The sequence below is a fragment of the Nocardioides ureilyticus genome (assembly GCF_051280745.1).
In the GTDB taxonomy this organism is placed as follows: domain Bacteria; phylum Actinomycetota; class Actinomycetes; order Propionibacteriales; family Nocardioidaceae; genus Nocardioides.
In genome coordinates this window covers 13,133-24,989 of sequence record NZ_JBNCOG010000018.1, presented here as the reverse complement: position 1 = coordinate 24,989, position 11,857 = coordinate 13,133, and the positions used below count along the sequence as shown (strand labels likewise).

General features: G+C 71.7%; 11 protein-coding genes. 5 read left to right on the top strand and 6 right to left on the bottom strand.

The window, feature by feature from the left end:
- Positions 1-67 precede the first annotated feature (67 nt).
- Positions 68-925 (top strand): formate/nitrite transporter family protein, encoded by an 858-nt coding sequence (locus ACSMHG_RS11710; protein WP_435745097.1) that lies wholly within the window; start codon positions 68-70, stop codon positions 923-925.
- A 15-nt stretch (positions 926-940) separates the two neighbouring features.
- Here the strand turns inward: ACSMHG_RS11710 and ACSMHG_RS11705 are convergent, their stop codons facing one another.
- Genes ACSMHG_RS11705 through ACSMHG_RS11695 form a run of 3 tightly spaced genes read right to left on the bottom strand, consistent with a single transcriptional unit; the run spans position 941 to position 4,168 of the window.
- Positions 941-1,486: a TetR/AcrR family transcriptional regulator gene (locus ACSMHG_RS11705; RefSeq protein WP_435745095.1), complete on the bottom strand. Its 546-nt coding sequence runs from the start codon at positions 1,484-1,486 to the stop codon at positions 941-943.
- A 22-nt stretch (positions 1,487-1,508) separates the two neighbouring features.
- Entirely contained in the window at positions 1,509-3,128 is a 1,620-nt protein-coding gene (gene fadD8 / locus ACSMHG_RS11700) for a fatty-acid--CoA ligase FadD8 (RefSeq protein WP_435745093.1), read from the bottom strand.
- Positions 3,125-4,168 carry an LLM class F420-dependent oxidoreductase gene (locus tag ACSMHG_RS11695; protein WP_435745091.1) on the bottom strand — a complete coding sequence of 348 codons (1,044 nt, stop codon included), beginning with the start codon at positions 4,166-4,168 and terminating at the stop codon, positions 3,125-3,127. The genes fadD8 and ACSMHG_RS11695 overlap by 4 nt, the downstream gene beginning before the upstream one ends.
- A gap of 57 nt (positions 4,169-4,225) precedes the next feature.
- Here ACSMHG_RS11695 and ACSMHG_RS11690 point away from each other — a divergent pair, with 57 nt between their 5' ends.
- From ACSMHG_RS11690 to ACSMHG_RS11680, 3 genes are read left to right on the top strand one after another with little or no spacing between them, the layout of a single operon-like run.
- Positions 4,226-5,368 carry a Zn-ribbon domain-containing OB-fold protein gene (locus ACSMHG_RS11690; protein WP_435745089.1) on the top strand — a complete coding sequence of 381 codons (1,143 nt, stop codon included), beginning with the start codon at positions 4,226-4,228 and terminating at the stop codon, positions 5,366-5,368.
- Between the two features lie 16 nt (positions 5,369-5,384).
- On the top strand, positions 5,385-6,437 hold the full coding sequence (locus ACSMHG_RS11685) for a thiolase family protein (RefSeq protein ID WP_435745086.1): 1,053 nt from the start codon (positions 5,385-5,387) through the stop codon (positions 6,435-6,437).
- Between the two features lies 1 nt (position 6,438).
- Positions 6,439-7,602, top strand: coding sequence for a thiolase family protein (locus tag ACSMHG_RS11680; RefSeq protein ID WP_435745084.1), 1,164 nt, complete (start codon positions 6,439-6,441; stop codon positions 7,600-7,602).
- A gap of 51 nt (positions 7,603-7,653) precedes the next feature.
- Here ACSMHG_RS11680 and ACSMHG_RS11675 read toward each other — a convergent pair whose 3' ends face one another.
- Positions 7,654-8,472 carry a pentapeptide repeat-containing protein gene (locus tag ACSMHG_RS11675; RefSeq protein WP_435745081.1) on the bottom strand — a complete coding sequence of 273 codons (819 nt, stop codon included), beginning with the start codon at positions 8,470-8,472 and terminating at the stop codon, positions 7,654-7,656.
- A gap of 27 nt (positions 8,473-8,499) precedes the next feature.
- On the opposite strand from ACSMHG_RS11675, the gene map reads away from it, so the two are divergent.
- On the top strand, positions 8,500-9,306 hold the full coding sequence (map, locus tag ACSMHG_RS11670) for a type I methionyl aminopeptidase (protein ID WP_435745078.1): 807 nt from the start codon (positions 8,500-8,502) through the stop codon (positions 9,304-9,306).
- Here map and ACSMHG_RS11665 read toward each other — a convergent pair.
- Complete coding sequence (locus ACSMHG_RS11665) at positions 9,297-10,538, bottom strand: cytochrome P450 (protein WP_435745076.1); 1,242 nt, start codon at positions 10,536-10,538, stop codon at positions 9,297-9,299. The genes map and ACSMHG_RS11665 overlap by 10 nt on opposite strands.
- A gap of 25 nt (positions 10,539-10,563) precedes the next feature.
- Positions 10,564-11,814 carry a cytochrome P450 gene (locus ACSMHG_RS11660; RefSeq protein WP_435745073.1) on the bottom strand — a complete coding sequence of 417 codons (1,251 nt, stop codon included), beginning with the start codon at positions 11,812-11,814 and terminating at the stop codon, positions 10,564-10,566.
- Between the last annotated feature and the right edge of the window lie 43 nt (positions 11,815-11,857).

The window sequence follows — 11,857 nt, the reverse complement described above, 5'->3', positions numbered from 1 at the left end:
CGCACGTGGGGGTACCCGTCTTCCCGTGGGGCCCGTGTCACCGGGACCAGCGCCCCGGGAGGTGCCGATGCCTGCACGCGAGCCGAAGGAGATGGCGGAGGTCGCCGCCACCACGGGCACCAAGAAGGTCCGAAGGTCCTGGGACAAGGTGCTGGTCAGCGCCTTCCTCGCCGGCGCCTACATCGCCTTCGGCGGGATGGTGGCGATCACGGTGTCCTCCGGGCTCGACCCGGCCACGTGGGGAACGTTGCCCACGCTCTTCACCGGTGCCGCCTTCACCCTCGGCCTGGTGCTGGTGCTCATCGCCGGCTCCGACCTCGCGACCGGGAACATGCTGCTGGTGCCCCTCGGGGCGATGCGCGGCCGGCTCGGCCTCGGCGACGTGGCCCGGAACCTGACGCTCGTGCTGCTCGGGAACCTGGTGGGGGCCCTCTTCGTGGCCTTCTTCCTCGCCGTCCAGACCGGCGTCATCGGGAGCGCCTCGGCCGACCCGGGCACGACCGCGGCGCTCACCTATGAGCGCCTGGCCGGGATCGCCACCGACAAGGCGACCGGCCACTCGGCGTGGGAGACGTTCCTGCGCGCCGTGGGTTGCAACTGGTTGGTCTGCCTGGCGGTGTGGATGTCGCTCGCCGCCACGACGGTCTCCGGCAAGATCCTGGCCGTGTTCTTCCCGATCATGGCGTTCGTCGCCATGGGGTTCGACCACGTCGTCGCCAACATGTTCTTCCTCCCCGCCGCGATCTTCGCCGGAGTGCCGGACCTCGGCTGGGGTGACGCCGCCCTCAACTGGCTGCTGGCAGGCGTCGGCAACCTCGTGGGCGCGGTGATCTTCGTGGCGACGTCGTACTGGTACCTCTTCCTCAAGGACACCCCGACCGAGGAGGACGCCACCGTCGACGCCGAGCCGGCCGAGCGCGCCTGAGCCCCTGCCGCGGCGTCACCGTCCGTCGAGGACGGCCTGGACGGCAGCGCCGTAGACCTCCGCGACGCGCGCCCGGTCCGCGCCGGTGACGACAGGATCCTCGAGGATCGCCACCGCCTCGAGCAGTCCACCCACCTGCGCGGCCACCAGGCGGGCGCGCAGCCGCGCGTCCGGCCCCTCCACCAGCGCCTCGAGCGGGGTCGCCAGCGTGGCGTCCATCGCCTCGACCAGCCGGGCCCGCACCTGCGGGCTGTCGGTCGCCCGGATCATCGCCCGGTACGTCGTCCGGAAGACCCGGCCGAGGCCGTCGTCGAGCACGAGCGCCACCAGACGCTCCCCCACCCGGTCGGCCGGCCCGGCCAGTGCAGCCCCGAACGCGCCCTCCACGTCGATCGTCTCGAGGAAGAGCTGCTCCTTGGAGCCGAAGTGGCGCATGACCAGAGCGGGGTCGACGCCTGCCTCGGCGGCGACCGAGCGGACCGACGTGGCGGCGTACCCGCCGGCGCGGAACTGCCGCCGCGCCGCGTCGGCGATCGCTCGTCGCGTCGTAGGGCCGGTCACCCGCGGCAGGTTAGGGCACGGCTCAGCCGACGCTGCGCTCCCCGGTCCAGTACTGCGCCCGCAGCGCCTTCTTGTCCGGCTTGCCGAGCGCGGTCAGGGGGAGGCTCTCGGCCACCACCACCTGCTTGGGCGCGTGGACCGAGCCCTTCCGCTCCTTGACCATCTCCTGGATCTCCGCGGTCATCCGCGCGACCGCGTCGTCGTCGCGGGCCGCGTCCTCGCGGAGCACCACGATGGCGGTCACCGCCTCACCGAACTTCTCGTGCGGCGTGCCGATGACACCGACCTGGGCGACGGCGGGATGCTCGGCCACGACGTCCTCGACCTCGCGCGGGAAGACGTTGAAGCCGCCGGTGACGATCATGTCCTTGGTGCGGTCGACGATGTACCAGAAGCCGTCCTCGTCCTCGCGGGCCACGTCCCCGGTGTGCATCCAACCGTCCCGGAAGGTCTCCGCGGTGGGCTCGGGCAGCTTCCAGTAGCCCCCGGCCAGCAGTGGCCCCGCCACGCAGATCTCGCCCGGCTCGCCGACCGGCACCGGACGGCCGTCCTCGCCGAGCAGGGCTGTCCGCAGGAACGCCGAGGGGCGCCCGCACGAGGAGAGCCGGCGGTCCCCCGCCTCCACGTGGTCCTGCTTGCCGAGGTAGCTGATCACCATCGGCGCCTCGGACTGGCCGTAGTACTGCGCGAAGATCGGGCCGAAGCGGTCGATGGCCTCGCGCAGGCGGACCGGGTTGATCGCCGAGGCGCCGTAGTAGACGGTCTCCAGCGAGGAGAGGTCCCGGGTGCGCGAGTCCGGGTGGTCCATCAGCGCGTAGAGCATCGACGGCACCAGCATCGTGGCGGTGATCCGCTGCTCCTCGATGGTGCGCAGCACCTCGGCGGGGTTGAACTTCGCCAGGACGTAGAGGCAGCCGCCCTTGAGCACGGTGGGCACGAAGAACGCCGCGCCGGCGTGGGACAGCGGCGTGCACATGAGGAAGCGGGGCGACTCCGGCCACTCCCACTCGGCCATCTGGACCTGGGTCATGGTGTTCATCTGGCGCGCGGTTCCGATGACGCCCTTCGGCTTGCCGGTCGTGCCGCCGGTGTAGGTGATCGAGACGACGTGGTCCTCGGGCAGCGCGGCCGCCTCGAGCGGCTGGGGTTCGAACGCCGCGGCCGCGGCGGCGAGGTCCCTGCCGACGTGCGAGAGCTCGTCGGGCACCGGGCCGATGGTGAGCACCTGCTTGAGGCCGGGGCACTCGTCCAGCAGCCCGAGGGCGCGCTCGACGAACATCGGGACCGGGTCGACGACCAGGGTGGTGATCTCCGCGTCGTTGATGACGTAGGCGTGGTCGTCGAGGGAGCCGAGCGGGTGCAGCGACGTGCGGCGGTAGCCCTGGGTCTGCCCGGCGCCGAGGATGAAGAGCACCTCCGGGCGGTTGAGCGCCAGCAGCGCGCCCGCGGTGCCACGCCCGGCGTCGAGGGACTCGAAGGCCTGGACGTACTGGCTGATCCGCTGCGCGACCTCACCGCCGGTCAGCGTCACCTCGCCGAGGTGCATGACCGGCTTCGTGCGGTGCTTCTTCAGTGCCGCGACCATGAGGTGGCCGTTGTGGGCGCCGAGGCGCAGGGTGTCGTCGGTCCGGGTCTCGGTCATGCGAGCACCTCCGCGACGCGGCGGACCTCGTCCGCGGATCGGCAGCTAAGCAGCAGCGTGGTCACTCCGGTCTCCTCCCACTGGGCGACGCGCTCGCGCACCTCGCCCTCGGTTCCGATGATGTGCATGTCGTCGACGAGCTCGTCGGGGACCAGGCCGGCGGCCCGGTCCTTCTCACCCTCGAGGTAGAGCTTCTGGACCTGGTCGGCGAGGTCGGCGTGGCCCATCCGCTCGAACACCTGCTTGTGGAAGTTCTGCTCCTTGGCCCCCATGCCGCCCATGTACAGCGCGACGAACGGCTTCATGGCGTCGATGACCCGCTGCTTGGCGGCGGCGTCGGGAACGACCTCGAGGTGGCAGGTCGCTGCGATCTCGAAGTCCGCCCGGGTACGCCGGGCGCCCGGGCGCGCGAAGCCCTCGTCCAGCCACGGCTGGTACATCCCCGCGGAGCGCGGCGTGTAGAAGATCGGGATCCAGCCGTCGGCGATCTCCGCGGTCTGGGCGACGTTCCTCGGTCCCTCCGCGCCGAGCCAGATAGGGACGTCGGCGCGCAGGGGGTGCACGATCGGCTTCAGCGGCTTGCCGAGGCCGGTGGCGCCGGGGCCGGCGTACGGCAGCGGGTGGTGCGGGCCGTCGTTCGTGACGGGCGCCTCGCGCGCCAGCACCTGGCGGATGATCGCCACGACCTCGCGGGTGCGGGCCAGCGGCTTGCTGAACGGCTCGCCGTACCAGCCCTCGACGACCTGCGGCCCGCTGACCCCCATGCCGAGGACCACGCGGCCGCCGCTGAGGTGGTCGAGGGTGAGCGCGTGCATCGCGATCGAGGTCGGGGTGCGCCCCGACATCTGGACGATCGAGGTCCCCAGCCGCAGGCGCGAGGTCTCGCGGCCCCACCACGCCAGCGGCGTGAAGGCGTCGGACCCCCATGCCTCGGCGGTGAAGACCGCGTCGAAGCCGGCGTCCTCCGCTGCGGCGACCAGCTCTCCGACGCCCTGCGGTGGCTGCGCGCCCCAGTAGCCCAGCTGCAGACCGAGTTTCATGCCGACACCTTCGCAGACCCTTGCCGCGATTTCTAGAACGTGTTTCACTTCCGAGCCATGTCCCGAACCTTGTCCGCCCCCATGACGGTCGCCTTCGACTACACGCGGTCGACCGGCCCCGTCCTCGGCCGCTTCTTCACCGGCCTCCGCGAGGGCCGCCTCGTCGGCGCCCGCACCTCGGACGGCCGCGTGGTCGTCCCCCCGCCCGAGTTCGACCCGGTCACCCACCGGCAGGTCGAGAACTTCGTCGAGGTCGCGGAGACCGGGACGGTGACCTCCTGGTCCTGGGTGCCCGAGCCCGTGGCGGGCCAGCCGTTCGACCGCCCCTTCGCCTTCGCCCTGGTCACCCTCGACGGTGCGGACGCCCCCCTCCTGCACGCCCTGGACGTCGCCTCGCCCGACGAGGTCTCGACCGGCATGCGGGTCCGCGTCCGGTGGGCCGAGGAGCGGGTCGGCGCGATGACCGACATCGCGTGCTTTGAGCCCGTCGCCGCACTCGACGGAGTCGAGGACGGCGCTGGCGGGCCAGATCGAGCGCGAGCGCAGGCGACGAAGGAGCCGGCGACCGAGCAGTCGAGATCCGGCGACGTGGTCTCGACAGGCTCGACCACCGAGGCCACAGGCTCGACCACCGAGGCCACAGGCTCGACCACCGAGGCGACAAGCTCGACCACCGGGGCGACAGGCTCGACCACCGAGGCCACAGGCTCGACCACCGAGGACGTGACCGGCATCGTCACGCCGGTCGAGCTCGACTACGTCTACGCCGCGTCGCCGGAGGAGTCGGCCTTCTACCGCGGACTGGCGGAGGGCCGGATCGTCGGCCAGCGCTGCCCCGCGTGCGGGAAGGTCTACGTCCCGCCGCGCAGCGCGTGCCCCTCCGACGGGACGCCGACCGCCGAGGAGGTCGAGCTCTCGCAGACCGGCACGGTCACCACGTTCTGCATCGTCAACGTGCCCTTCCTCGGCCAGCGGATCACCCCGCCGTACGTGTCGGCGTACGTGCTCCTCGACGGCGCCGACATCGCCTTCCTCCACCTCATCCTGGACATCCCGGCCGAGGAGGTCCGGATGGGCATGCGGGTCAAGGCGGTGTGGAAGCCCCGGGAGGAGTGGGGCACCACCATCGAGAACATCAGCCACTTCAGTCCCGCCGACGAGCCCGACGCGGACTTCGACACCTACAAGCACCACCTCTGAAGGCGGAGAGGAAACGATGAGAGACGTCGCCGTCGTCGGGTTCGCCCAACGACAGATGGAGGAGTTCGACGGGTCGCCCACGTGCGTGGAGCTGCTCGTCCCGCTCTTCGCGGAGTGCTACGAGCAGACCGGATGGAGCCGCCGCGACATCGGGTTCTGGTGCTCGGGCTCCTCCGACTACCTGGCCGGCCGGTCCTTCTCGTTCGTCCAGGCGGTGGACGCGATCGGCGTCATCCCGCCGGTCAACGAGTCCCACGTCGAGATGGACGCCGCCTGGGCGCTCTACGAGGCGTGGCTGAAGATCCAGACCGGTGAGGTCGACACCGCGCTGGTCTACGGGTTCGGCAAGAGCTCGGCGGGTGTGCTCCGCCGCACGCTGAGCCTGCAGCTCGACCCGTACACCATGACTCCGCTGTGGCCCGACACCGTGTCGCTCGCCGGCCTCCAGGCCCGCGCGGGCATCGACGCCGGCCTGTGGGACGAGCGGGCGATGGCCGAGGTGGTCAACCGCTCGCTGAGCGACGCCGAGAAGAACGAGTACGCCGTGCGCAAGGGCGGCTCGTCGGTCGAGGAGCTGCTGCGCCGGCCGGTCTACGCCGACCCCTTGCGCAAGCACGACTGCGCGCCAGTCACCGACGGGGCGGCCGCGATGGTCCTCGCGGCGGGCGACCGGGCCCGGGAGGTCTGCGACCGACCGGCGTGGATCACCGGTTTCGCGCACTACGTCGACCCGATCAGCGTGGGCACGCGGGACCTGACCCGCTCGCCGTCGGCGGCGCGGGCCGGCGAGGCCGCCGGGGTCGACGGCGTCGAGGTGGCGGAGCTGCACGCGCCGTTCAGCCACCAGGAGCTGCTCCTGCGCCGCGAGCTGGGGCTCGCCGACGACGTGCAGGTCAACCCCTCGGGTGGCGCGCTCGCCGGGAACCCCATGTTCACCGGCGGCCTGATCCGGTTCGGCGAGGCGGCGAAAAAGGTCTGGCAGGGCGACGCCGGTCGGGTGCTGGGCCACGCCACCAGCGGACCGGCACTCCAGCAGAACATCGTGTGCACCATGGAAGGGCGGTCCTGAGGTGGCCAAGCAGCCAGCAGCCGTGGTCGGGGTCGGCCAGACCCACCACCGGGCCAAGCGTGAGGACGTCTCGATGGCGGGCCTGTGCCGGGAGGCGATCGACCGCGCCCTCGAGGACGCGGGCATGTCGCTCGACGAGATCGACGCGATCGTCGTCGGCAAGGCGCCGGACCTGTTCGAGGGCGTGATGATGCCCGAGCTCTTCCTGGCCGAGTCGCTCGGCGCCGCGGGCAAGCCGCTGCTGCGCGTGCACACGGCCGGCTCGGTCGGCGGCTCGACCGCCATCGTCGCCTCCTCGCTCGTCCAGGCCGGCGTGCACAAGCGGGTGCTCACCGTGGCCTACGAGAAGCAGTCGGAGTCGAACGCGATGTGGGCACTGTCGGTGCCCGTGCCGTTCAACATGCCGGTCCACGCCGGGGCCGGCGGCTACTTCGCGCCGCACGTGCGCTCCTACATCCGCCGCTCCGGCGCGCCGACCCACGTGGGCGCGATCGTCGCGGCGAAGGACCGGAACAACGCCCTGCGCAACCCCTACGCCCACCTGCGCAACGAGGGCACGACCGTCGAGACGGTGCTGGCCTCGCAGATGCTGTGGGACCCGATCCGCTACGACGAGACGTGCCCGTCCTCCGACGGGGCGTGCGCCATGGTCATCGTCGACGAGGACACCGCGGCGGCCTCGTCGAACCCGGCGTGGATCCACGGCACGGTAATGCGCTCGGAGGCCACGACCGCCGCCGAGCGGGACCAGGTCAACCCGCAGGCCGGCCGCGACGCCGCCGCGCACCTGTGGCAGCAGGCCGGCATCACCGACCCGCTGCGGGAGATCGATGCCGCGGAGATCTACGTGCCGTTCTCGTGGTTCGAGCCGATGTGGTTGGAGAACCTCGGCTTCTGCGCGGAGGGCGAGGGCTGGCGGCTCACCGAGTCCGGCGGCACCGCCATGGACGGCACGCTGCCGGTCAACGCCTCGGGAGGCGTGCTCTCCTCCAACCCGATCGGTGCGTCCGGGATGCTGCGGTTCGGCGAGGCCGCGCTCCAGGTCCGGGGGGCCGCCGGTGAGCACCAGGTCGACGGCGCACGCCGAGCACTGGGCCACGCCTACGGCGGCGGCTCGCAGTTCTTCGCCATGTGGGTGGTCGGGGCGGAGAAGCCCAGCAACTGAGCCCGACGGCTGAACCCGACGGCTGAGCCCGGCGGCTGAGACCTGCGGGGCTCACCTCCACTGCCCGGGACGCACCAGCGTCCCGGGCAGTGTCGTGCCGGCGTCACCGCGGGCACCGCCCACCTGCACGGCGGTCAGGAAGAGCACCTCGGACAGGTCCGTGCCCCGGACGTCGGCGGCCCGCAGGTCCGCACCGGTGACGTCGGTACGCCGCAACCGGGCGCCGCGCAGGTCGGCGCCGAGCAGGAGCGCCCCACGCAGGTCCGCACCCGAGAGGTCCTCGCCCCGCAGGTCCGCACCGACGAGGTCGCGCGGGCGCCGGCGGCCCGTGCCGACGCCGCGGCGCGCGTGCTCGCTGGCCGCGCGCAGCAGCGGCACCACACGCGCCCGCTCGTCGTCGGCGTCGGCGCCGCCCAGCACCTCCGCGTCGGACAGCGCGAGGCGCTCGACGCGCTCGCGGGCGGCCACCAGGTCCGCCTGGAGGTCGCCGTCACCGACCAGCCCCACCGCCTCCTCGACGTACCAGAGCAGCTCGTGGAGCGCCCGGACGCGGTGGAAGACGTCGAACATCGCCGCGGCCCCACCGGGATCCTGGCGCCAGTCGGTCCCGGCGAAGGTGTGGCCGGTCACGCGCTGGCCGGCACCGAAGCAGTCGAAGGCGGCGCAGCCGGGGAAGCCCCGCGGCGCCAGCTCGTCGTGGATGGAGCACCGCAAGTCGCCGGCGAGGTGGACGCACGGCGTCCCGGCGGGGCGGTCGATCGCGAAGTCCGCGGACCGGCTGAAGGTGGTCGCCACGCAGCACAGGGCCGCGCACGCCGCGCAGTCCGCGCGCAGGTGGTCCCGCCCGGTGCCGGTCTCGATGTGGGCCACGAGCACGAACCTATCTAGGCTCGGCACGTGATCGAGCTCCGCACCGCTGCCCAGATCGAGGAGATGCGCCCGGCCGGGCGCTTCGTCGCCGATGTCGTCACCACGCTGGCCGAGGCGGCCGACGTGGGGGTCAACCTGCTGGAGCTCGACGAGCTGGCCCACCAGATGATCCGCGACCGCGGGGCGGAGTCGTGCTACATCGACTACCACCCCTCCTTCGGCGCCTCGCCGTTCGGCAAGGTGCTCTGCACGTCGGTCAACGACGCGGTCCTGCACGGGCTCCCCCGCGACTACGTCCTCCAGGACGGCGACCTGCTCAGCGTCGACTTCGCTGCGAGCGTCGACGGCTGGGTCTCGGACTCGGCGTACTCGCTCGTCGTGGGCACCGCTCGGCAGGAGGACCTGTCGCTCATCGCCACGACGCAGCGTGCCCTCGAGGCGGGCATCGCCGCCGCGCAGGCGGGCAACAAGGTCGGCGACATCTCGCACGCCATCGCCACCGTGGCGCGGGAGGCCGGGCTGCGGATCAACACGCAGTTCGGGGGGCACGGCGTGGGCCGGACCATGCACGGCGACCCGCACATCCCCAACGACGGGCGGCCGGGCCGCGGCTACACGCTCAAGCCCGGGCTGGTCATCGCGATCGAGCCGTGGTTCCTGCACACCACCGACGAGATCTTCACCGACGCCGACGGTTGGACGCTGCGCAGCATGGACGGCTCCCGGGGCGCCCACATGGAGCACACCATCGCCGTGACCGAGGACGGGCCGCTCGTGCTCACCGCCCGCGAGCACGAGCCGGTGCTCCGGGGCGGCCTCGCAGCTCAGGCGTAGCGGACCGGGAGGTCCTTCAGCCCGTTGATCCACGAGTGGCGCAGCCGCCGCGGCTCGCGCTCCTTGGTGATCCCCGGCGCGTGGTCGGCCACCGCGTCGAAGAGCACGCGGATCTCCTGCCGGGCGAGGTTGGCGCCGAGGCAGTAGTGCGCGCCGTGGCCGCCGAAGCCCAGCTGCGGGTTGGGGTCGCGGGTGATGTCGAAGCGGAACGGGTCCTCGAAGACGGTCTCGTCGAAGTTTGCACTGGCATAGAAGAGCCCCACCCGCTGGCCCTTGGCGACGGTGACGCCGCCGATCTCCACGTCACGGACGGCGGTGCGCTGGAAGACCGTCACGGGCGTGCCCCAGCGGACCACCTCGTCGACCATGGTGGCCGGTCGCTCCGCCTTCCACAGCTCCCACTGCTCGGGGTTGTCGAGGAAGGCGTTCATCCCGTGCGAGATGGCGTTGCGGGTCGTCTCGTTCCCCGCCACGGCCAGCAGGATCACGAAGTAGCCGAACTCGTCGTCGGTGAGCCCGCGCTCGCCCTTGTGGGCGTTGAGGAGGCGGGTGATGAGGTCGTCGCGCGGGTTCGCCTGCCGCTCGGCGGCCATCGCCATCGCGTAGCCGAGGATCTCTGCCGCCGCCATGTCGGGGTCCCCGGGGTAGTCGGGGTCGTCGGAGGCCAGCATCTGGTTGGACCAGTCGAACAGCTTGAACCGGTCCTCTTGCGGGACGCCGATGAGGTCGGCGATCGCCTGGAGCGGCAGCTCGGCGGCGACCTCCTCGACGAAGTCGCCGGTGCCTCGCTCGAGGGCGGCCTGCACGATCGACTCGGCCCGCTGCCGCATGAGGTCCTCGAGCTCGTTGATCGAGCGCGGGGTGAAGGCGCGGGAGACGATCTGCCGGGTCGTCGGGTGCTCCGGCGCGTCCTGGTTGAGCATGATGACCCGCTGCATCTCGATCTGCTCGCGGAGCATGCCCTCGGAGAACCGGATGATCGCGCCGTTCTCGGCGTTGGACCAGTCCTTGGAGTTCTTGGATATGGCTGACACGTCGGCGTGCCGGGTGACGGCCCAGTAGCCGCTCCCGGACTCGGGCGCCATGCCGTCGTAGGTCCCGGGCGCCTGCTCGATCCAGGTCAGCGGGCCGCTGTGGCGCAGCCGTCGGAACTCCTCGTGCGGGACCGCCTTCTCGTTGACGAACGGGTCGGTCGGGTCGAATCCCTCGGGCAGCACTCCGGTCGCGCTCACGGCGGTCCCTCCTGATCTCGGCTCGTCACCGGTAGGCGACGCGCAGCTCCTTGACACCGTTGATCCACGCGCTGCGGAGCTTGCGGGGCTCCTCGAGCTGGGTCACGGTCACGCCGCGGTCGGCGAGCGCGCGGAAGATGAGGTCCACCTCGAGCCGGGCCAGGTTGGCGCCGATGCAGTAGTGGGCGCCGTGGCCACCGAAGGCCTGGTGCGGGTTGTGGTCACGCCGCACGTCGAAGGTGAACGGGTCCTCGAAGACGTCCTCGTCGAAGTTGGCACTGGCGTAGAGCAGGCCGACCCGGTCGCCCTTGCGGACCTGCACGCCGCCCACCTCGACGTCGTTGAGCGCTGTGCGCTGGAAGACGGTGACCGGCGTCGCCCAGCGGATGATCTCGTCGACCGCGGTGGCCGGGCGCTCGGCCCGGTAGATCTCCCACTGCTCGGGGTTCTGCATGAAGGCGTGCATGCCCCAGGTGATGGCGTTGCGCGTGGTCTCGTTGCCGGCGACCGCGAGCAGGATCATGAAGAAGCCGAACTCGTCGTCGGTCAGTCCCCGGCTCTCCTCGTCGCCCTCGGTCTGCACGTCCGCGGTGACCAACCTGGTGAGGATGTCGTCCTGGGGGTTGCGCCGGCGCTCGTCGGCGAGCGCCATCGAGTAGGCCAGGATCTCCATGAAGGCGGTCATCTGGTCGCCCTCGACCTCGGGGTCGTCGTAGGAGAGCATCTGGTTCGACCACTCGAAGAGCTTCCCGCGGTCCTCCTGCGGCACGCCGAGCAGCTCGGCGATCGCCTGGAGCGGGAGCTCGGCGGCCACGTCCTCCACGAAGTTGCCCTCGCCCTTGGCGAGCGCGTCGTCGACGATCTTCTCGGCCCGCGCCTTGAGGTTGTCGTGGAGCGCGTTGATCGCCCGCGGGGTGAAGGCTCGCGAGACGATCTGCCGGAGCTTGGTGTGGTCGGGCGCGTCGTGGTTGATGAGCAGGAAGTTCGTCTGCTCGACCTCCTCGCGGGTCATCTCCGGCGCGAACCGGATGATCACGCCGTTCTCCCGCGTGGAGAAGTTGGTCTGGTCCTTGGACACGGCTGCGACGTCGGCGTGCTTCGAGAGTGCCCAGTAGCCGGTGTGGTCCGGGAATCCCGCGCGGGCCGCCTCGGTCTGCTCGACCCAGGAGACCGGGGCGGTGCGCCGCATCGCGAGGAGCTCCTCGTGCGGCACCCGCTCCCGCATGACGTCGGGGTCGGTGGGGTCGAAGGCGACGGGCAGGGCGGTGGCGGTCACGGAGAGCCTCTCGGTTCTGGAACACGTTCTAGTGTCCGAGGTT